19 protein-coding genes, 1 pseudogene and 1 riboswitch are annotated in these 20,681 nt (G+C 70.3%); of the genes and pseudogenes, 4 read left to right on the top strand and 16 right to left on the bottom strand.

Annotated elements, in window-relative coordinates; all coding sequences use genetic code 11:
* Window positions 1-7 precede the first annotated feature (7 nt).
* Window positions 8-964 (top strand): GNAT family N-acetyltransferase, encoded by a 957-nt coding sequence (locus tag ABFX45_RS16285; protein ID WP_346130759.1) that lies wholly within the window; start codon window positions 8-10, stop codon window positions 962-964.
* Here ABFX45_RS16285 and ABFX45_RS16290 read toward each other — a convergent pair.
* Window positions 961-1,320 (bottom strand): VOC family protein, encoded by a 360-nt coding sequence (locus tag ABFX45_RS16290; RefSeq protein WP_109633871.1) that lies wholly within the window; start codon window positions 1,318-1,320, stop codon window positions 961-963. The genes ABFX45_RS16285 and ABFX45_RS16290 overlap by 4 nt on opposite strands.
* Before the next feature lie 137 nt (window positions 1,321-1,457).
* Between ABFX45_RS16290 and ABFX45_RS16295 the strand changes: the two genes are divergently transcribed.
* Window positions 1,458-3,200, top strand: a complete 1,743-nt coding sequence (locus ABFX45_RS16295; protein ID WP_109633874.1) for a proline--tRNA ligase — start codon at window positions 1,458-1,460, stop codon at window positions 3,198-3,200.
* Between the two features lie 66 nt (window positions 3,201-3,266).
* Window positions 3,267-4,487, top strand: a complete 1,221-nt coding sequence (locus tag ABFX45_RS16300; protein WP_346130762.1) for an MFS transporter — start codon at window positions 3,267-3,269, stop codon at window positions 4,485-4,487.
* On the opposite strand, the gene ABFX45_RS16305 is transcribed toward ABFX45_RS16300, so the two are convergent.
* The 14 genes and pseudogenes from ABFX45_RS16305 to ABFX45_RS16370 all read right to left on the bottom strand — a co-directional run bounded on the left by ABFX45_RS16305 (window position 4,406) and on the right by ABFX45_RS16370 (window position 18,681).
* Window positions 4,406-5,305 (bottom strand): ricin-type beta-trefoil lectin domain protein, encoded by a 900-nt coding sequence (locus ABFX45_RS16305; protein WP_346130765.1) that lies wholly within the window; start codon window positions 5,303-5,305, stop codon window positions 4,406-4,408. The two genes, ABFX45_RS16300 and ABFX45_RS16305, sit on opposite strands and share 82 nt — an antisense overlap.
* A gap of 82 nt (window positions 5,306-5,387) precedes the next feature.
* Window positions 5,388-6,596: a uroporphyrinogen-III C-methyltransferase gene (gene cobA, locus ABFX45_RS16310; RefSeq protein WP_346130767.1), complete on the bottom strand. Its 1,209-nt coding sequence runs from the start codon at window positions 6,594-6,596 to the stop codon at window positions 5,388-5,390.
* A 51-nt stretch (window positions 6,597-6,647) separates the two neighbouring features.
* Window positions 6,648-7,361 carry a PIG-L deacetylase family protein gene (locus ABFX45_RS16315; protein WP_109635157.1) on the bottom strand — a complete coding sequence of 238 codons (714 nt, stop codon included), beginning with the start codon at window positions 7,359-7,361 and terminating at the stop codon, window positions 6,648-6,650.
* Window positions 7,362-7,469: 108 nt separating this feature from the next.
* The gene (locus tag ABFX45_RS16320; RefSeq protein WP_109633883.1) at window positions 7,470-8,243 is read right to left on the bottom strand and encodes a S1 family peptidase; all 774 of its coding nucleotides are present in this window, start codon (window positions 8,241-8,243) and stop codon (window positions 7,470-7,472) included.
* A 122-nt stretch (window positions 8,244-8,365) separates the two neighbouring features.
* Window positions 8,366-9,727, bottom strand: coding sequence for a M36 family metallopeptidase (locus ABFX45_RS16325; RefSeq protein WP_346130770.1), 1,362 nt, complete (start codon window positions 9,725-9,727; stop codon window positions 8,366-8,368).
* 100 nt (window positions 9,728-9,827) lie between these two features.
* Window positions 9,828-11,099, bottom strand: coding sequence for a cobalamin biosynthesis protein (locus tag ABFX45_RS16330; RefSeq protein ID WP_346130772.1), 1,272 nt, complete (start codon window positions 11,097-11,099; stop codon window positions 9,828-9,830).
* Window positions 11,081-11,902 carry a hypothetical protein gene (locus ABFX45_RS16335; RefSeq protein ID WP_346130774.1) on the bottom strand — a complete coding sequence of 274 codons (822 nt, stop codon included), beginning with the start codon at window positions 11,900-11,902 and terminating at the stop codon, window positions 11,081-11,083. The genes ABFX45_RS16330 and ABFX45_RS16335 overlap by 19 nt, the downstream gene beginning before the upstream one ends.
* On the bottom strand, window positions 11,902-12,936 hold the full coding sequence (locus tag ABFX45_RS16340) for a cobalt-precorrin-4/precorrin-4 C(11)-methyltransferase (protein WP_346130776.1): 1,035 nt from the start codon (window positions 12,934-12,936) through the stop codon (window positions 11,902-11,904). Before ABFX45_RS16340 ends, ABFX45_RS16335 begins: the two co-directional genes overlap by 1 nt.
* Before the next feature lie 28 nt (window positions 12,937-12,964).
* The gene (locus tag ABFX45_RS16345) at window positions 12,965-14,341 is read right to left on the bottom strand and encodes a cobyrinic acid a,c-diamide synthase CobB (RefSeq protein ID WP_109635159.1); all 1,377 of its coding nucleotides are present in this window, start codon (window positions 14,339-14,341) and stop codon (window positions 12,965-12,967) included.
* The gene (gene cobO / locus ABFX45_RS16350) at window positions 14,338-14,952 is read right to left on the bottom strand and encodes a cob(I)yrinic acid a,c-diamide adenosyltransferase (RefSeq protein ID WP_346130779.1); all 615 of its coding nucleotides are present in this window, start codon (window positions 14,950-14,952) and stop codon (window positions 14,338-14,340) included. Before cobO ends, ABFX45_RS16345 begins: the two co-directional genes overlap by 4 nt.
* Before the next feature lie 12 nt (window positions 14,953-14,964).
* Window positions 14,965-16,866 carry a putative cobaltochelatase gene (locus ABFX45_RS16355; RefSeq protein WP_346130781.1) on the bottom strand — a complete coding sequence of 634 codons (1,902 nt, stop codon included), beginning with the start codon at window positions 16,864-16,866 and terminating at the stop codon, window positions 14,965-14,967.
* 59 nt (window positions 16,867-16,925) lie between these two features.
* A riboswitch (cobalamin riboswitch) is annotated at window positions 16,926-16,996 on the bottom strand.
* A 209-nt stretch (window positions 16,997-17,205) separates the two neighbouring features.
* A complete protein-coding gene (locus ABFX45_RS16360; protein WP_346130783.1) occupies window positions 17,206-17,970 on the bottom strand; it encodes a beta-eliminating lyase-related protein in 765 nt (254 codons plus the stop codon).
* A pseudogene (locus ABFX45_RS16365) lies at window positions 17,901-18,215 on the bottom strand (beta-eliminating lyase-related protein); the annotation flags it as partial. The gene ABFX45_RS16360 and the pseudogene ABFX45_RS16365, both read right to left, overlap by 70 nt.
* Entirely contained in the window at window positions 18,175-18,681 is a 507-nt protein-coding gene (locus tag ABFX45_RS16370) for a TetR/AcrR family transcriptional regulator (protein WP_346130785.1), read from the bottom strand. The gene ABFX45_RS16370 and the pseudogene ABFX45_RS16365, both read right to left, overlap by 41 nt.
* 80 nt (window positions 18,682-18,761) lie before the next feature.
* Here ABFX45_RS16370 and ABFX45_RS16375 point away from each other — a divergent pair, with 80 nt between their 5' ends.
* Entirely contained in the window at window positions 18,762-19,595 is an 834-nt protein-coding gene (locus ABFX45_RS16375; protein ID WP_346130787.1) for a quinone oxidoreductase family protein, read from the top strand.
* Here the strand turns inward: ABFX45_RS16375 and ABFX45_RS16380 are convergent.
* Window positions 19,579-20,655, bottom strand: coding sequence for a cytochrome P450 family protein (locus ABFX45_RS16380; RefSeq protein WP_346130789.1), 1,077 nt, complete (start codon window positions 20,653-20,655; stop codon window positions 19,579-19,581). The genes ABFX45_RS16375 and ABFX45_RS16380 overlap by 17 nt on opposite strands.
* Window positions 20,656-20,681 lie beyond the last annotated feature (26 nt).

Genomic DNA, 20,681 nt, shown 5'->3' on the forward strand with positions numbered 1-20,681 from the left:
CATTGACGTGGAACTCGTGTGGCGCGCGCTCACGACAGCGGACATCCCTGCGGTGGCCGCGCTCTACTGCGCCGTCGAGGCGGTCGACGACACCGGCGAGTTGCTGTCCGAAGAGGACTTCGCCGAACGGTTCGACGAGACGGACCTGCCGGGCGGGTCGCTGGCCGCGCTCGTGGACGGCGCACTCGTGGCGTACGGCTTGGTCGCGCTGCGGGACAATCCCGTGAACACGCACCGCGTCCGGCTCGACGGGGCCGTGCACCCGGACTTCCGCCGCAACGGCATCGGGCGGCAGCTGCTGCAGCGCCTCATCCCGTTGGCGCGCAAGCTGCACACCGCACGCCACCCGGCCATGCCCATGGTGGTGAACACCATGGTCGAGAGCCGCTGCGCAGGCCACGTCGCACTGTGCGCCGAGCTCGGCTTCACCGCGGACCGCTACTTCAACGAGCTGGAGGTGGCACTGGGCGAGTCACTCGCCCAGGTCCCGATCCCGCCCGCCTACGAGATCGTGCCGTTCTCCGCTGCCCGCGACGAAGAAGTCCGCGAGGTGTGCAACGCGGCGTTCGCCGGCCACTGGGGTTCGGTCGAGCGCAGCCCGGAGGAATGGGCGGCGTCGTTCACCAACAGCAAGCGGTTCGTTCCGGAGACCTCCTTCCTGGCGCTCGCAGACGGCGCCGTGGCCGGTTTCGTGCTCTCGCGGCACTACCCGGTGGTCGAGGAGCTGACGGGCGTGCGCGAGCTGTGGATCGGGGACGTCGGCACCCTGCGGGAACACCGCGGGCGTGGGGTGGCCTCCGCCCTGCTGAGCTGGACGCTGGCGCAGGCGAAGGGGCAGGGCTACCAGCGCGCGGGGCTCTCCGTGGACTCGGCCAACCCGACCCGCGCACTCGGCGTGTACGAGCGCGCGGGGTTCGAGCTGAAGCGGACCTGGATCGACTACGGCCTGCCGGTCTCGCTCTAGACCTCTTCGCCGTCCTGGGCGACGCAGAACTCGTTGCCGTCCGGGTCGGCCAGCACCGACCAGGTGAGCCCCGGCATGCTGTGCACCGCGATCTCGGTGGCCCCGAGCCCGACCAGCCTGGCCACCTCCGCCTTGCGGTCCGGCACGTGCGAGTCGAAGTGGACGCGGTTCTTGCCCGGCGTGGCGTCCGGCACCTGCTGGATGCCCAACGCGGGGCCGTTCTCGGTGTTCGGAGCGAGGACGATGAACTCGCCCCAGTCGTTCTGGACGGTGGTGTTGAGCGCCGCCGTCCAGAACTCGGCGAGCTTGCGCGCGTCGCCGGTGTCGATGGTGATCATGGCAATCGTCAGGGACATGCTTCCGGACGCTACTCAGGGGGTCTGACAATTCCAGGTCCGCGCTGGTCAGAGCCCAACAAACCGACCGCCCGCGATTTCGTCGGCAGCGCAACCAGTACGCTGCCCCAACAGCCCGTGAACGAGGAGTACCCACCGTGATCACCAGGATGTCGTCGCTGTTCCTGCGAACCCTTCGCGAGGACCCGGCCGACGCCGAAGTGCCCAGCCACAAGCTGCTGGTGCGCGCCGGCTACGTCCGCCGCGTCGCGCCGGGCGGGTACTCCTGGCTGCCGCTGGGTCTGCGGGTGCTGCGCAACATCGAGGCCGTCGTCCGCGAGGAGATGGACGCGTTCGGCGCGCAGGAGATCCAGTTCCCCGCCCTGCTGCCCAAGGAGCCCTACGAGGCGACCAACCGGTGGGAGGAGTACGGCCCCAACATCTTCCGGCTCAAGGACCGCAAGGGCGCCGACTACCTGCTCGGCCCCACCCACGAGGAGCTGTTCACGCTCACCGTGAAGGGTGAGTACAGCTCGTACAAGGACTACCCGGTCACGCTGTACCAGATCCAGACCAAGTACCGCGACGAGGCGCGTCCCCGTGCGGGCATCCTGCGCGGCCGCGAGTTCCTGATGAAGGACTCGTACTCGTTCGACCTGACCGACGAGGGCCTGAGCAAGTCCTACCAGGACCACCGCGACGCCTACATCCGCATCTTCGACCGCCTCGGCCTGGAGTACGTGGTGGTGTCGGCGACGTCCGGCGCGATGGGCGGCTCCGCGTCCGAGGAGTTCCTGGCCGTCGCCGAGACGGGTGAGGACACCTTCGTCCGCAGCACCGAGTCGGGCTACGCGGCGAACGTCGAGGCCGTCACGACCCCCGCGCCCCCCGAGCAGCCGATCGACGACAAGCCCGCCGCCCAGGTGCACCACACGCCGAACACGCCCACCATCGAAACGCTGGTGGACTTCCTCAACGCGAACACCGACCGCAAGTTCACCGCGGCCGACACGTTGAAGAACGTTCTCGTGAAGCTCAAGCACCCCGGCAAGGACTGGGAACTGCTCGCCGTGGCCGTCCCCGGCGACCGCGAGGTGGACTTCAAGCGCCTCGAGGCGGCCTTCGAGCCCGCCGAGGTCGCGATGCTCGAGGAGTCGGACTTCGCCAAGAACCCGTTCCTGGTCAAGGGCTACATCGGCCCGGGAGCGATCCAGGCGAACGGCATCCGCTTCCTCGCCGACCCCCGCGTGGTGCGCGGCACGGCCTGGGTGACCGGCGCCGACAAGGCCGACCACCACGTCGTCGACCTCGTGGCAGGCCGCGACTTCACCCCCGACGGCGTCATCGACGTCGCCGAGGTCCGCGAGGGCGACCCGTCGCCCGACGGCAAGGGCGTCCTCGTCGCCGCGCGCGGCATCGAGATCGGCCACATCTTCCAGCTGGGCCGCAAGTACGCCAACGCGTTCTCGCTCGACGCCCTGGGCCCGGACTCCAAGCCCGTCCGCATCACCATGGGCTCGTACGGCATCGGCGTCTCGCGCCTGGTCGCGGCCATCGCCGAGCAGTCGCACGACGACCGCGGCCTGATCTGGCCCCGCAACGTCGCGCCTGCCGACGTGCACGTGGTCATCGCGGGCAAGGACGAGACGCTCGTGTCCGCCGGTGAGGACTTCGCGAAGCAGCTGAGCGCGCGCGGCCTGAAGGTGCTGCTGGACGACCGCAAGGCGAGCCCCGGCGTGAAGTTCGCGGACGCCGAGCTCGTGGGCATCCCGACGATCCTGGTGATCGGCCGGGGGCTCGCCAACGGCGTCGTCGAGGTGAAGGACCGCAAGTCCGGAGACCGCGTCGAGGTGCCGGTGGCCGAGGCTGTCGACCACCTGGTCCAGGTCGTTCGCGGCTGATCCCTGTTTCGTCCGAACGCCCGGCCGGGTTCTCCGGCCGGGCGTTCGTCGCGTCTAGGGTGCGGCATGGGGCGGAACTGGTACCTGCTGTGGAGCGGCAGCGCGATCTCGGCGCTCGGCGACGGCATCTTTCTCGCCGCACTCCCGCTGCTGGCCGCCACACTCACCCAGGACCCGAAACTGATCGCCGGGGTCAGCTTCTTCGGATCCCTGCCCTGGCTCCTCGCCTCACTCCCCGCAGGCGCAGCCGCCGACCGCTACGACAGCCGTCGTCTCCTCCTCACCGCCCTGTGGATCCAATGCGCGCTCATGGCGGTCCTCGCCGCCTTCCACAGCGCGCACATCGCGTTCCTGTACGGCATGGCGTTCCTGATCGGCACCGCGGAGAACGTGCCGAGGGCGGTGGGGCAGCCGCTCATCAAGGCGACCGTCGAGAACCACCTGCTGGAGCGAGCCAACGGCAGGCTGTTCGCGTCGCAGGCGGTGGCATTGCAGTTCGTGGGGCCGCCGCTGGGCGGGTCGTTGTTCGCGATCGCGGTACCGGCACCGTTCTGGGTCAACGCGCTGACGTTCGCCACAGCAGCACTGCTGGTGACCAGGATGCGCACGAGGCGGCAACCTCGGCCGGCCAAGCCGAAGGTCGTCGAAGGCCTGCGGTGGTTGATGAAGCACAAGGCGCTGAGAACGGTCACGGTCGTGTCCGCGACCACGAACCTGTGCATCGCGATGACCATGGCGACGCTGGTGCTGTTCGCGCAGCAGAGGCTGGGGCTGACGAACGCCGGATTCGGGGCGTTTCTCGCCACGCTCGCGTGCGGTGGCGTCGCCGGTGGGCTCCTCGCCGAGCGGATGCTCGCCAGGTACCGCCACACCGTCGCGGTGACCGTGGTGCTGATTCCGTTGATGTGGCTGGGAATTGCGACGCTCGCCCGTGATCTGCCCACGGTTGCGGTGTTCGCGGTGGTCAGCTCGTTCTGCACCGCGGTGTGGGGTGTGGCCACGGCGGCGTTGCGGCAGCGGGCGGTGCCCACGAACCTGCTCGGACGCGTCAGCAGCGCGCAGACCCTGATCACCTGGGGTGTTCAGCCGGTCGGCGCGCTGCTGGGCGGACTGGTCGCTGACCACTTCGGGCTGCTGGCGCCGTGGTTCGTGGCCGTGGGGCTGCGAACCGCGGTCGGCGTGGGCAGCCTCAAGCCGCTACGCGATCACTTCACCGGCGCGGCCTTGAACGTCCACTTGGCCGCGTCCCCCGAGCAGGACGCCGCCTTGCCCGAGGAGTCCCGGTAGCACTTGGTGTTGTGCTGCATGTCCGAGATGGTCTTGTTCGGGTTGATGGACCACTGCTGGGCCGGGCCGCCGTCGCACTTGCGCAGCACGACCTTGCCCGACGACAGGGTGGTGCACAGCTGCGGTGAGCCCTGCTCCATGAAGGCGCCGTGGAACTTGAACTGCTGCGGGGCGGAGCCGTTGCACACCGCCGTCGTCAGCTGCGAGCCGGAGGCGCCGCCCTGGAGGCACTTGCCGGTGGCGACGTTCTTGTACTCGCCGTTGGTGGTCTTCGGCTTGGCGCCGCCGTAGCACTCACCGGTCGCGGTGTTGAAGATCGGCGTCGGGTCGACGGTCAGGTTGGACGGCGGGTTGATGATGGTTTCCTCCATCACCGGCTTGCCGTCGGGGTGGTAGTTGGTCAGGGCGTCTTCGCAGTCGATGACGTTCATGGCGTTGCCGCCCTTGCCGCCGACCCAGGCGTCGAAGTGCCACAGGCGAGGGCCGCCGTTGGGGCCGTTGCCGTCCCAGTCCTGCTCGCAGGAGGAGCAGGAGTCCTCCATGATGAAGTACTTCTTCACGCGCGGGAAATAGATCTTCGTGCCCGGCTTGGCTTCCTTGCGGGACGTCGCGAACGTGATCGGGTCCGACCAGGTGCCCTTGCCGCCGGCGGTGTTGTGGATCTGCGGGTAGGCGATGTTACCGCCGGGCGGTGTGTTGTCGTACCAGCCGTAGAAGGTCCAGAAGACCTGTTGGGATGCCGCGGTTGCCGGGGATGAAGCGAACAAACCGGACATGATCAGCAATATGCCTGCCGCCACAGACAGGGCGCGTTTCATGCGTGCCTCCGCAAGAACCGGTGGACTGAGGCGGCGTGATTGCAGAGTCCACCGGTCGCGCGGCTTTTGTAAAGAAACTTATCTAACTATTTGCGGAAGCAAGGCCCGCGACCGGGCCCACGACGATGATCGCCGGCGGGCGGACCTCCCAGCGCTTCACGTCCTCGGCCAGCGAGTCCAAAGTGGACCGGAAGACGCGCTGGGCCGCCGTGCTGCCCTCCTGGATCACGGCGACGGGGGTCGAACCGGGGCGGCCTTCCATCAACGCCGTGGCGAACGCACCGGCCCGTTCGACGGCCATCATCAGCACGACGGTGCCCTGCAGGCGTGCGATCGCCGACCAGTCGACCAGCGAACGAGGGTCATCTGGGGCAACGTGACCCGAGACGACGACCACCTCGTGCGCCACGCCTCGGTGTGTCACCGGCACACCGGCCAGTGCGGGCACGCCGAACGCCGACGTCACGCCCGGCACGACGGTCACCGGGATGCCGGCCTCCGCGCACGCCAGGAGCTCCTCGAAGCCGCGGCCGAAGACGTACGGGTCGCCGCCCTTCAGCCGGACGACGAACTTGCCCTCCTTGGCGCGGTCGATCAGCGTCTGGTTGATGAACTCCTGCGTGGCCGCGCGGCCGTACGGGATCTTCGCCGCGTCGACCACCTCGACGTGTGCCGGCAGTTCCTCCAGCAGCTCGCGCGGTGCCAGGCGGTCGGCGACGACCACGTCCGCGTGGGCCAGCAAACGCTTGCCCTGCACGGTGATCAGTTCGGGGTCGCCGGGGCCGCCGCCCACCAGCGCCACGCCGACCGGCGGAGCTGCCTGGTCCGCGATCCGGCCGTCGCGCAGGGCCGCCACGAGCCCGTCGCGAACGGCGGCCGAACGGCGGTGCTCGCCGCCCGCCAGCACACCGAGCACGAGGCCGTCGTGCGTGCCGACCGCCGGGGTCACGGCCGTGCCCTCCACGGCGATGTCCGCGCGCACGCAGAAGACGCGCTGAGCGAGCGCCTCCTCGCCGATCTGCGTGTTCACCTGGACGTTCGACGTGCAGGCCACCACGTACCACGCGCCCTCGACGTCACCGGGCTGGAAGCGCCGCTGGTGCCAGGTCAGCTCCCCCGCGTCGACCATGCCCTGGACTGCGGGTGTGACGGACGGCGACACGAGCTCGACGGCGGCGCCGCTGGCGATCAGGCGGGGCAGGCGGCGCTGAGCGACCGTGCCTCCGCCGACCACGAGGACGCGCCGGCCCCGCAGGTCGAGGCCGGCCAGGTAGTGCTGTTCAAAGGGCATGCGTAGAAGCATCCACACCGGACCGGCCGTGTCCAGCCGAAGGGAACATGCTCACAGCCGCAGCAACTCGAAAGAGGTGGCCAGCACGCCGCCGAACCGCTGCCCGACGGCCTCCGCGGCGCCGCGGAGGAACAGTTCCGGATCCGCCATGTCGCCGCTCAGCGCAGCCAGATACGCCTTGTGCGCGCGTAGTGACGCCACCGAAGCGTCGAACGAGTCGGTGATGTCCACGGCGTGAGTCGACATCGGTGAGGACGCCGCCGCCACGTACTTGACGCCATTCCACGGCTCAAGGCCCAGGTCCTGGAAAACCCACCGGTTGCCCGCGTCCCGGACGGCGTCGACGGTCGCGCGGCCGACCGCGATGTGGTCCGCCATGTTCAGCGCGCCACCCGGCCACGTCTCCCGGAAGTTGCCGGTGATCACGAACTCCGGCCGGTGCCGGCGGATGGCTGCCGCGATGTCGCGCCGCAACGGCACGCCGTACTCGATCACGCCGTCCGGGTGGTCCAGGAACTCGACGACGGAGACCCCCACCGCCGCGCACGACGCGATCTGCTCCTCGACCCGCAACGGCCCGGCGACCGACGGTTCCATCGAGTCGATGCCCGCCTCGCCACGGCACGCCAGCACGTACGCGATGTTCTTGCCCTGAGCGGTCCAACGCGCGATAGCGCCCGCGCCGCCGTACTCCATGTCATCGGGATGAGCGACGACGACCAGCGCGCTCGACCAGTCTTCCGGCACAGCTTCCAGATCAGCCATGCCCAGCAGGATGCGCGTGACCACGCACGCGCTGCAACCGACCTACCAGAACGGCCACCACACCGTCCGATGCGGATCGGTGTGGTGGCCGTCGAAGGCTTGCCGGTGCTACAGCTGGGCGTTGATGACCGAGTAGTACGGGGCGATGCGGCCGTACACGCCGGGGTAGCCGGCCGCGGCACAACCGCGACCCCACGACGTGTCACCGATGAGCTTGCCACCGAACACCAGCGGGCCACCGGAGTCGCCCTGGCAGGTGTCCACGCCACCCTGCGGGAAGCCCGCGCACACCATGGAGGTGTTGCTGTACTGCGAGTACGCGGACTTGCAGGTCGCGTCCGAGGTCAGCGGCACGTTCGCCTTGAGCAGGTACCGGGAGGCCGAACCACCGGAGGACGTGGTGCCCCAGCCGAGGATCAGCGCGGAGTTGCCCGCGGCGTACAGCGCGGTGTCGGCGGGGGTGGCGAGCGGCAGGGTGGCCGAGCTGATGTTGCGGTCCAGCGTCAGCACGGCGACGTCGTAGCCGGCGGTCGCGGTGGTGTAGCTCGGGTGCACCCAGATGCGGGTCACGCTGGCCACGGTGCCCGCGGTGCTCTGCTTGTCGTCACGGCCGTGCACGACTCGCGTGCTGGCGGGCGTACGACCCTTCACGCAGTGAGCGGCGGTGACGACCTTGTTGGCCTTCACCAGCGTTCCGCCGCAGAACTGGGAGCCGGAGGTCGACGCCAGGTAGACGACCCAGGGATAGGTGGAGGTGCTGGCCCTCGTACCACCGACGATCATCGGTGAGACGTCGGCGCTGGCGGCCGGGGCAACGAAGAAGATGCTCGCGAGAGCGGACACCACGACGGACACGATCAGGCGATGCAGGGTTTTCGCCATGTTGCCAGTCCTTCCCGATGACGCTGTGTGTGCAGGGTGTACAGCGACGGCACACACAGCGTCACGGTCGTGGAATCAAACGCACAACCGCCACTAGTCGTTACGGGCGATTTGACATTTGACTACGAGATGCCGCGGGCCGTGAAGGCCGCCTGCACCACGGCCGCGTCCCCGTCGCCGTAGAGCTTCTTCGCCGCCGCGACGGTCGCCGCGGCGGCCGCCGAGAACGTCGTCGAGGGGGCGTACGAGAACTGCGACTCGAGGACGATCTTCGCCGCCTTGTCCCGGCCGAACGCCTTGAAGACGTCGAACAGCGCCCGCGACCAGATCTGGCCGTCGTGGTGCACGGAACCGTTGCGGTCCGCGTACTTCAGCTCGGTGTCGGTGCGACGCAGGCAGTGCGGGGTCCCAGGCGCGTAGGACACCGCGTCCCAGTCCGCGATGCACGCCAACGGGGTGGTCGCGGTGTCCTGGGAGTCGGCCGCGGACATGATCAACGCCCACCAGTCGCCGAAGCCCTCACCGATCGAGCGCGACTCGACGTTGGTGCCGTAGCCGGGCACCTGGGCGTCCTGAATGGCGTGGCCGAGCTCGTGCCACACCACCTCGACGTCCTCGGCGTCGTCCACGCCACCCGTGCCGAACGTGATCAGGTCCTTGCGCGGGTTGTAGTTCGAGTTGTCCGCCGTCAGACCGAGGGTCGTGATGTCCTGCTGCTCGTTGTTGACGTTGGTGAAACCGAGGCTCTGGATGTACTTCTGCGACTCGGTGACACCCCAGTAGGCACTGACCTGCTCGAAGAGGTCGTTGCTGCGGGTGTAGCTGAAGTCGTTGGTGCTGCTGAACGCCAGCTTGTTCTTGGTTCCCGTGATCTGGGCGTACGTGCCCTTCAGGTAGCCGGAACCGTCCAGGCCGGACAGTGTGACGGACCGGTAGGCCGCGCTGGGCACGGCCGAGTCCTCGTCGTTCCCGTCGACCAGGTTCTGGTTCTGCTGCGACGACACGGGGTTCGGGCTGAACACCTTGCCGGTTCCATCCGCGTGCACGAGAAGGCTCTCGCTGTGGACGACCGCTCCGGTCTCCGCGTGCACGAGCGTGCGTTCGGTCGTGTCGCCCGAGATCACCTCGTAGACGAGCCCCGTACCGGGCAGCACCGACAGCTTGGCGTCCTGCGGCGCCGCGACCTTGCGCTTCGCGTGGTCCGCGGTGACAGCGGGCGTGGCGTCGATCGTGCCGACCGCGATCCGGCCGTCGTCCACGGTCTTCACGCCGGTCGCCTTGTCGACGTGCTCGACGTAGTAGGCGCCCAGCACGGGTTTTCCGTCGTAGGTCTGCTCGTACCAGGTGTGCGTCGCGAGCAGGGAGTCGCGGACGGTGAGCAGACGCAGACCTTCCTTGGGCGCGGCGGCTTGGGCGTTGATCGCGAGCAGGGACAGGGCGACGCCTGCCGTGCAGGCCACCGCGACGAGACGACGGGATCTCATGCCGGTCTCCGATGCACTCGGGCCCGCAGGGTGGGCCGTGTGCCTGGCGACGCTAATTCGAGAGATCCTGAACCAAGACCCTACGAAAGGAGGAAATCTGTTACCGGTCCCAGACCCCGGGAACAACAACCACGTCGGCTTCGACCGGATCGTCCAGCGTCGGCCCGGCTCCGAACGCGACGAACGCGACCGCCGCACCACGGGCGGCCAGGTCGGACGCACCCTCGTGCCGGATCTCGGTACCGGAGCGCAGCAGGGACGAGACCGCGTCGATCGCTTCCGGCGTGCCGACGACGAACGCCGCGCGCCTGATCTCCGCCTCCGCGCGCGGTGTGCGTTCCTCTGACGCACCCGGCCCCAGCCCGATCAGCGCGAGCCTGCCGCGCGGCAGCACCCGTGCCGCGGCCACCGTCACGTTGTCGCGCTTGAACTTCTCCGCCGCCAGCTCGATCGGGGCGCCGTGGCCCAGGATCTGCGCGCCGCGCAACGCCGCCGCTTCCGCCACGCTCGCGGTGCCCATCGAGTTGCGCACCACCGAACTCGGGTTCGGCACGCCGATCTCGGCGAGCTCCTCGGTCGGGAACGTCAGCAGCTCGGCGGTGTCGCCGTGCCAGAAACCCCAGTCCTCCACGGCGTCCACGATGCCGGGCTCGTCCGCTTTGGCTTCCGCGGTCGCGAAGGCCTTGATGGCACGCAGGTCCAGCCCGCCCTGCGCGTCCAGTTCCGCCAGCGCGGCGCCGACGCTCGTGGCCGACGCTCCGCGCGTCGAGCCCACGCCGACGATGAGCGTGCGAGGCACGATTCGCAGCACGTTGTCCTTGGAAGCGGCGGCGCGGTCGTCGATGATGATCATCCACGTGGCGTCCTCGCCGGCCGGGACGACGTTGGGCGGCAACGCGGGCAGCGGGAAGCCGAGCGGATTGCGCAGCACGACCTTCTCTCCCGCCTCGATGGCGGCGGCGCAGCCCTCGACGTTGCCGTCTGCGGTGGCGTCGAGCTGCTCGACGAGCTCGTCGAGCACCGAGTCGATCGACGGGCCGCCGGTCACGACGGGCGTGCGGTTGAGCAGGTCGGCGACGTGGTGGGCGAGCGCGTCGGCGTCACCGGCGAGCGCCACGACGAAGTGCTGGTCCACGCAGACCACGGCGGGGTCGGATCGCTTGTCCCGCAACAGGGGCGCGATCAGGCGGACCGCGGAGCCCGCGTCCAGGAAGAGGACGGCTCCGCCCAGGCGGGACCACAGCCGTTGCACGGCGGGCTTGACCGAGCCGTCCGGGACGACCGCGTCCGCACCCAGCAGGCCTGCGAGGTCTGCGGCGTCGCCACGCTGCGCCGCTCCCGCGAAGACACCGATCACTTCTTGCTTCCCCACAGCACCGTCACCGGAACGGCCGGAGCGAACCCCGAGTCGAGCAGGCGGGAGGCGGTCCAGTGCACGCCCTCCACCTCGTAGCCGGCGGCCTGCAACGCGTCACGGGCGGGCACGATCTCGTCCACGCTCTCGGTCACGACCACCACGCGCCGTGCGCTCACGGCCGCGCACGCCTTCACCTCGGCAAGCTGACCGCGGCCGACGAACACCGCGTCCGGGCGCGGCAGCGAAGCCGTGTCCAGCTCGGCTTCCTCGACGCGCACGTCGACGCCGTGCGCAGACGCGTTCGCGATGATCCGCACGCACTGCACGGGATCCGGTTCGACCGCGAGCACGGCCGCACCCAGGCGTGCGCACTCCACGGCCACCGCGCCGGAACCGGCCAGCACGTCCCACACCAGGACACCGGGCCGCGGGGCGAGCCTCGCCAGCACGAACGCGCGGACCTCGGCACCGAGCACGTGCGAGCGGCTGGCGAACTCCTCGTCCGGCAGCGCCCAGCCGTCGCGGGAGGTGAGGAACTCGTTGTCCGCCAAGCACAACACGGCGTCCGGCGCGGTCCAGCGCCTGGTCACCGCGTCACGCGGGTCCACAGTGGTCAGCTCGCCGGAGTCCGCCACCGTCAGCGTGCGGCGCCACCCCGCGAGTCCCGCGCCGATCTCGGCGGGGCCGATGCCGTCGGCGAGCTTGACGATCACGGCGGAACGGGCGCGGCACACGTTCAGCGCGGGGCGCAGGCCGTCTGCCGCGTCGACGATCTCGGCGGGACGGCCGGCTGCCTCCAGCAGCTTCTCCACTGTCATCAGCTAGTAGGCCTCTTGGGTTTGCGGGCGGCGGGCTTCTTCTTGGCGGGAGTCGAGGTGGAAGCGCGCACGGTCGTCGGCTTCGTCTTCTCCGCGGCGACGACCGTCAGCTTCGGCTTCGGCGCGGCCTCCTCAGCCGGCTTGCGCACGGACTGCTGTATTTCCTCGACCGCGGTCCACGCCGGGTTCGGCTCGGCGGCGGGGGTGGCGGGGATGGCGGCGGGGACCGGTTCGTCGGGGCGCGTCGCGATGCGCGAGGCGGCGCGGCGCGACCAACGGGTCGGGCGGGCGGCACGGATCGGCTCGTCGACCGACGCCGCGGCCGAGGTGGAGACGCGCCGGGTGGGCGCCTTCACGGCCGCACCGACCAGGAACAACGTCGGGCGGTACAGCTTGTGCTGCTTCACCACCGACTCCAGCTCGCCGACCGTGGTGTGCACGACCAGCTCGTCGGCCTGGCTGACCTTGTACGCGACGACGACCGGCGTCTCGGCCGAGTAGCCGCCCTGCAGCAGCTTCTCGACGAACTGGCCGGTGCGCGCGCCCGAGACCGTCGCGGCCATCGTGGTCTGCAGCGCGGCGAACTCGGCGACCAGCTCGCTGCTCTCCGGCGAGACCAGGACGGCCGACGAGGCCTCGGTCAGCGTGATCTCGCGGCCGATCTTGGCGGCAGCGGCGGCGACGACGGACACGCCGGGCACCACCTCGACGTCCAGACCGAGCCGCACGCACAGGTCGTGCTGCTCCTGCACGCCACCACCGGTCGCGGCGTCACCCGCGTGCAGCCGGACGACCGCCTGACGCGACGCGGCGGCGCGGCGGTACAGGTCCGTGATCTCCTCCTGCGTGACGCGGGAGAAGTCGACCAGCTCGGCGTCGGCGCGGGCGTGCTCGCGGACGCACTCGGCGTCGATCGCGCTGGGAGCCCAGATGACCACGTCGGCTTCCGCGATGCGGCGCGCGCCTCGGAGAGTGATGAGGTCGGCGGCGCCCGGACCGGCGCCGACGAAAGAAACCCGACCGGTCGTCGTCACGACAGCTCCACAGGGGTTTGACGAAGGCTTAGGCGAAGACCGTACCGCCTCCCGCCCGTGCCACGAACGGGTGGCAGGCCCGCACGAACCGGGCTACGGCTTCCGGATCACCTGCGGGGTGCGTGTGGAGGTACGAAGCGTGCACTCCCCCGGCCACGAAACCCTCCGTGACGGGCCGGGAGTCGACGCCGCGCCAGTGCCACGCGGGTGGCGTCGAGTGCGGTGTGGACAGCTGGGTCCGGTGGAACTCGTGGCCGGTCACGCGGCTGCCGGGCGGGTGCAGCGGCGAACTGGTGGACGCGACGGCGTCCCGGTAGCCCAGGGTCAGCTTCGGGGTCATGAACCCGTCGGCGTCGAGCACGCCGCACATCGGGTGCCCGTCGAGTGATCTCGCGAGGTAGAGCAGCCCGCCGCACTCGGCGTGGACCGGCGCGCCCGATCGAGCGAACCCGGCCACGGCCTCGCGCAACTTCGCGTTGGCGGACAACGCTTCCGCGTGCTGCTCCGGGAATCCGCCCGGCAGCACAAGACCTGCGGTTCCTTCCGGCAGATCCTCGTCGTTGAGCGGATCGACGACGGCCACGGCCGCACCTGCCGCTTTGAGCACCTCGACGTGTTCCGCGTAGCCGAACGTGAAGGCCGCTCCACCCGCGACCGCGATCAACGGCTCACCGGTCACCGCTTCGACCTGCGGCTCCCACGCGGCCACGGCCATCGACGGCACAGACGACGCGAGCGCGCGCACTGCGTCCAGGTCGACGTGCTTGGCCACGGCGGCGGCGATCGCGTCGACGGCGGTGATCGCCTCCGGGCCGTGCTCCGCCGCCGTCACGAGCCCCAAGTGCCTGGAGGGCAAGGAGAACTGCGGATCGCGCGGCAGCACTCCGAGCACGTCGAGGCCGACCTCGTCGCAGGCAGACCTGAGCACCTGCTCGTGCCGTTCCGACCCGACCTGGTTGAGGATCACGCCGCCGAGCCGGACCGTCGGGTCGTAGCCGCGGAAGCCGTGCAGCAGCGCCGCGAGCGACCGGCTCTGGCCCCGCGCGTCCACCACGAACAGCACCGGCGCGTTGATCAGCTTGGCGACGTGCGCGGTCGAGCCGACGCCAGCGGTGTCGACTCGACCGTCGAACAGCCCCATGACGCCCTCGACCACGGCGATGTCGCACCCCTTGGCGCCGTGCGCGAACAGGCCGGGGATCCGGTGCTCGCCGACCAGGACCGGGTCGAGGTTGCGCCCCGGCCGCCCGGTGGCCAGCGAGTGGTAGCCGGGGTCGATGTAGTCGGGGCCGACCTTGAACGGAGCGACCCGCGACCCGGCGCGGCGCAACGCGGCCATGAGGCCCGTCGCGACGGTCGTCTTGCCACTGCCCGAGGCGGGAGCGGCGACGACCAGCCTGTTCACCACTCGATCCCCCGCTGGCCCTTCTGCCCGGCGTCCATCGGGTGCTTCACCTTGGTCATCTCGACCACGAGGTCGGCGGCGTCGACCAGCTGCTGCGGCGCGTACCGGCCGGTGATCACGACGTGCTGGTGGCCGGGGCGGTTGACCAGGGTGTTCACCACCTCGTCGACGTCGATCCAGCCCCAGTGCAGCGGATACGTGAACTCGTCGAGCACGTAGAAGCCGTGGCGTTCCGACTCGAGCCTGCGGGCGATCTCCTGCCAGCCCTCGAGCGCCGCGGCGGCGTGGTCGGACTCGGTGCCCTGCTTGCGGGACCAGGACCAGCCCTCGCCCATCTTGTGCCACTCGACGGCGCCGCCCTCACCGGTCTCGTCGTGCAGCCTGCCGAGCGCCTTGAACGCGGACTCCTCGCCGACCTTCCACTTGGCGGACTTCACGAACTGGAACACACCGATGTCCCAGCCCTGGTTCCAGCCTCGCAACGCCATGCCGAACGCCGACGTCGACTTCCCCTTCATCTCACCGGTGTGCAGCATGAGCAACGGCCGGTTGCGACGCTGCCGCGTCGTCAGGCCGTCCTTCGGCACCTCGGTGGGCTGTCCCTGTGGCACTTGGGTTTCTCCTTACGCGGCGCGGACGACGCCGGCGAGCTGGTCGGCGCTGAGCTGGTCGAGGCGGACGCAGGTGCCCTGCAACGCCTCCGCGATCTTCTGCGCGAGGCCGAGGCGGATGTGGCCCTGTTCGCAGTCCACGACGACGACCGCGGTCTGTTCGAGCAGCCCTGCCGCTTTCAGCGCGTCCTTGGTCGGGTCGCCGCCGAGTCCGCTCGACGTCGCCCTGCCGTCGGTGAGCAGGACGACCAGCGGGCGTTTCCGCGGGTCGCGCAGGCGTTCGATCTCAAGAACCTTGTGCGCCTTGAGGATGCCGTCCGCGAGCGGGGTCCTGCCGCCCGTGCGCATCTTCTTCAGACGGGTCGCCGCCGCGTCGACGGACGTGGTGGGCGGCAGGGCGACCTCGGCGGCCCTGCCGCGGAACGTGATCACGCCGACCTTGTCGCGTCGCTGGTAGGCGTCCCGCAGCAGCGACACGACCGCACCGCTCACCGCGGACATCCGCTGGCGCGCGGCCATCGAGCCGGAGGCGTCGACGACGAACAGGATGAGGTTGGACTCCTTGCCCTCGCGGACCGCCTTGCGGAGGTCCGCGGCGGTCAGCAGGAGTCCTGGACCGCTGCGGCCGCGCGCCTGCTGGTGCGGGGCCGCGTTGGTGAGGGTGTCGACGAGGTGCAGACCGCTTCCGTCCACTTTGGACGACCGGACGATCCGGCCGGTGCGGGCGCGGGCCCTGGACCGCTTGCCGGGCGCGCCTTCACCGACGCCGGGAACCTCCAGCAGCCGTGCCTTGAACGCCGGGGCGGGTTCCGGAGCCGGGCGGTCGTTGGGCGCGTTCCCGTTGCCGGCCGGGCCTTCCTGCGGTTCGGGCAGCTCACCGCCGCCGGGACTGTCGTCGTCCGGGCCGTCGGGTTCCTCGGCGTGCTCGGCCGCCTGCCGCATGGCGTCCTCGAGCTGCTGCTCTTCGATGCCGGGCTCGTCGAACGGGTCGCGGCGGCGCCGGTGCGGCAGGGCGAGCCGGACGGCGACCTCGACGTCCGCTTCCTCGACCTCCTCGGAGCCGCGCCACGCCGCGTGCGCAGTGGCGGCACGGGCGACGACGAGGTCCGCGCGCATGCCGTCGACCTCGAAAGCCGCGCAGACGGCGGCGATCCGGCGCAGCTCACCGTCCGGAAGGGACACCAGGGGCAGCTTGGCGCGCGCGTCGGTGATCCGCCGCTTGAGCTGGACGTCCTCCTGCGCCCACCTGGCCGCGAACGTCACGGGGTCGGCCTCGTAGGCGAGCCGGCGCCTGATCACCTCGGTGCGGACGCCGACGTCCCGCGCCGCCTTCACCGCCACCGTCAGCCCGAACCGGTCGAGCAGCTGCGGCCGCAGCTCCCCCTCCTCGGGGTTCATGGTGCCGACCAGCAGGAACTGGGACGGGTGCGACACGGACACGCCTTCGCGCTCGACGTGCGCACGCCCCATCGCGGCGGCGTCGAGCAGCAGGTCGACGAGGTGGTCGTGCAGCAGGTTGACCTCGTCGACGTAGAGCACGCCCCGGTGCGCGGCCGCGAGCAGACCGGGCTGGAACGCCCGCACGCCCTCGGTCAGCGCCTTCTCCAGGTCGAGCGAGCCGACCAGCCGGTCCTCGGTGGCACCGACGGGCAGCTCGACGAGCCTCGCGGGCCGCCGCTCGCCACCGTCGTGCGGCGCGTCGGGGCAGTCGGTGGTGCCGGGAACGCAGCCGAAACGGCAGTTCCTCGACACGTCCAGCTCCGGCAGCAGCGCGGCCAGGGCACGCACGATCGTCGACTTCGCGGTCCCCTTCTCGCCGCGGACGAGAACACCGCCGATGCCGGGGTGCACGGCGTTCAGCAGCAGGGCCAGCCGGAGGTCGTCATGTCCGACGACAGCCGAAAAGGGGAACATGCTCGGCAAAGTCCTTCCTCGGGTGTCCACGCCCGTGGTCGGTGGTTGAAGAGGGGGACGAGTTCCTGACTCCCGGAGCGGGGTCCGGTCACAGTCGCGGGCACGGCGCCGGATTCGCACCGGCTTCCTCGCGCTCCCCTCACAGCCCCGGCATCGTCGCACTTCGCACCTGCCGGTCCAACAGCCAGGTGAGTTACGTCGCCCCGAGAAGTGACTCCGGCAGGCGGACGGGCCGGGTTTCGGCCCCGATCGCCGGGTCGGCAGTGGATGGGGTGATCAGCAAACGCTTGCATCCGCCGCCAAGTACATCCGGCTGCCGGCACGCGGCGGGAGCGACGGTCAGAGCAGGCTCTGAAACTCCGCCCAAGCCTCCCGCACCTCGTCCGCCGTCCACTCCATCGCCGGCCCGGCAACGGTGACCTCGGTCTTCGCGAGGCTCCCGTCCTGCCAGAACGAGCCGAGGAACTTCCCGCTCAGCTCCGTCAACCTGGCCGGGTCACCCGGCAGGTGGAACGCGAACTGGTGGGTGTGCGGCTCCGGCAGGCCCATCGCCTCCGCGACCACCTTGGCGTGAGCGACCTGCGCGCCGAGCTTCGGAAGCACGGTGTCCAGGCCGTGCATGGCCGACAAGGCGGCCGGCCACTGCTGGAACAGCATGCCTCCGTAGCGGTGCCGCCAGACGCGCGCCTGGTCGACGAAGTCCTGGGTTCCCGCCAGCGCGGCGCCGGACATGCCTTCGAGCGACTTGTAGAACGAGACGTAGACCGAGTCGAACAGGCCGGCGATCTCCGGTAGCGGCTTGCCGAGGCCGAAGGTGCTCTCCCACAGGCGGGCGCCGTCGAGGTGACGACCGCGTCCCGTTCGCGCGCCTGGTCCACCAGCGTGGTCAGCTCGTCCCAGGTGGGCAGGATGAAACCGGCCTCGCGGTCCGGCACCTCCAGCAGCAGCGTCCCGTAGGGCTCCGGGCAGGTGGCCACCTCGGAGTTCGGCACTTTGATCGGGCGCAGGCCCGAGAGGACCGTCAGCGCGTCGTCCTCGTGGTTCAGCGGGTGCGCCTGCGGGTGCATCGCCACGATCGGGTTGTGCGTGCGGTCGGCCCAGCACTTCAGCGCGATCTGCTGGGCCATCGTGCCGGTCGGCACGAACAGCGCGGCCTCGGTGCCCAGCAGTTGCGCGACCCGCTCCTCCAGCGCCGCCACCGGGCCTCCGTCGCCGTAGCGGTCGGGCTCGACGTCCGGTACCGGGCCGAGCTCTTCCAGCAGGGTTCGCTTGCGGACTCCGGAGAGCTGACGGTTCAACACCAGGGCATCAAACCTCAGCGGCCAGCGTGTCCGCGAGTGAGACAACACCCGCCCGGATCTCGGCCGCGGTCATGCCCTGGTCGAGCAGGAACGCGATCTGCTCGCCGCGAAGCACGGCCAGCAGCGCGTGCGCGTTGAAGGTGGAACCGACCAGCCGGGCCAGGCGGTCCACGGTGAGCCGGAAGTTGCCCTCGCAGCTGCGCACCGAAGTCCGTTCGACGGCGATGACCAGCGGCAACGACGCCAGCACGTGATCGAACAGCTGGCCGGCGAACTCCGCGGCGGTGCGGCACTCCAGCGAGGCGACCTTGATCCACGACGCCGCCGTGGAGTCCACCACGGCCTGGGTCAGGCCCGCCTTGTCGCCGAACCTGCGGAACACCGTGCCCTTTCCGACACCGGCTGCCGCCGCCACGTCGTCGATCGAGACGGCGTCGATGCCGCGCTCGCGGATCAGCTCGGTGGCGGCCGCCAGGAGCGCGGCTCGGTTGCGGGCGGCGTCGGCGCGTTCCAACGGTTCTCCTTGACTTAAGCGGACCGGTAGTCCGTACAGTAGCAACCGGACCGACGGTCCGCTTATTGGGGAGGAAGACGATGAAGGCAGTGCGGTTCCACGAGTTCGGCGGCCCCGAGGTGTTGCGGGTCGAGGAGGTGCCGGACCCCGCAGGCGACACGCTGGTCGACGTCACCGCGATCGGGCTCAACTACGGCGAGACCGTCATCCGGCGCGGCAAGGGGCGTGAGCTGTTCCCGTGGTATCCGGGACCGAGCCTGCCCGCGGTCCTGGGCTCGGAGGTCGTCGGCGTCACGGAGGACGGCCGCCGGGTCATGGGCGTGCCGCGCGACGGCGCCTACGCCACGAAAGCGGTGATCGAGAACCCGATCGACGTGCCCGGCGACGTCAGCGACCACGAGGCCCTCGCCCTCCTGCTGCAGGGCACCACCGCGGTGGCCGCGACCAAGGCGGTGCGAATCCAGCCCGGTGACCGGGTGCTGGTGGAGGCGGCGTCCGGCGGTGTCGGCACGCTGCTGGTGCAGCTCGCGGAACGGGCGGGAGCGACGGTGCTGCAGGCGTCCAGCAAGGGTGGCATCGGCTACGACTGGGACGGCCTGGAGCCGGTGGACGTGGTGTTCGAGTCGATCGGCGGCGAGGTCGGCAGACGCGCGTTCGAGCTGCTCAAGGACGGCGTCGGGCGGATGGTCGTGTTCGGGTACGCCAGTGGCGAGCCGCTGGACGTCACGGCGAGCGACATCTTCCGCAAGGGCGTCGCGGTGATGGGGCTGCCCCGGAACACCACGCCCGAGGAGGTGCTCGGGCTGAACCTGAAGCCGGTCCTCGGGGACGTCTACCGGCTCGACGAGATCGCCGAAGCGCACAGGGCGCTCGAAGCCCGCACCACGAAGGGCAAGCTCATCGCGCGACCGTGACCGACTTCGGCGCCCGGAACGACAGCAGGTTGAGCCACTCGGGATCCTCGCCGGTCAGCCGCAGCGAAGGCTCGTGAGCAGCGACGGTCCGCAGCACCACCGCCGCCTCCAGCCGAGCCAGCCCGGCGCCGAGGCAGAAGTGGCGGCCGTAGCCGAAAGCCAGGTGCCGCGGATCGCTCTCCTTGCCGCTCAACAACAACACGAGCTCGGCACCGGCAGGCACGCGCACCCCGGACAGCACCACCTCACGAGCGGTGAGCCGCCGCCAGGTCACCACGGGCGTGTCGGTCCGCAGCACGTCCTCGACGAACGACTCGGCGACGCCGGGCTCCGGCAGCCGGGCCCACAGCGAACGGTCCTGCAACGCACGCCGCAGAGCCGTGGAGAGCAGCTGGGTCGTCGTCTCCTGGCCCGCGATCAGCAGGAAGTAGCAGAGGCCCGCGGAGTCCTCCGCGGACACGCCGGCGTCGGCGAGCGCGCAGAACAGCTCGCCGTCCCGCGCGTGGTAGCGCTTGATCAGCCACTGGTGGAAGTCGCCGACGTCGTCGACCAGCTCCAGCTGCCGCTCACGGGAGATGTTGCCCCAGAAGAACTCCAGCGACCCCGAACTCCACCGCTTCAACGTCGGGATGTCGACGTTCTCCAGGCCGAGCAGCTCCATCAGCACGATGGCCGGCAGATCCCACGCGAGGTCGCCGACAAGATCATTTCGCCTGAGATCTGAGCCACCCAGCCGTTCCAAAACCAGGGCACGGATGCGAGGCTCCGCAGCGGCGACACGGGCGGGCGTGAAGAACGACGCGACCAGGCGCCGCAGACCCGCGTGCGACGCCGACCCGTTGTTCGCGAGGGTCGGCGGCAACGAGAAGCGGGCCCTCACGAGGGCGCGCAACGCGGCGGGCGCGACCGGGGTCACCGCGGTCAGGGCGTTGTCAGGCAGAAACGTAACGGGATCGGCGAGAACCGCGCGCACGTCGTCGTAGTCCGACACCACCCAGCGACCGTCGCAGAACTGCACCGGCGAGGTGAGCTCGGCACGCGTGAAGGTGAACAGGTCCACGAGCGGCACGCTAGTCGGCGGATGGG

This window comes from Lentzea roselyniae (assembly GCF_039537795.1).
Taxonomy (GTDB): domain Bacteria; phylum Actinomycetota; class Actinomycetes; order Mycobacteriales; family Pseudonocardiaceae; genus Lentzea; species Lentzea atacamensis.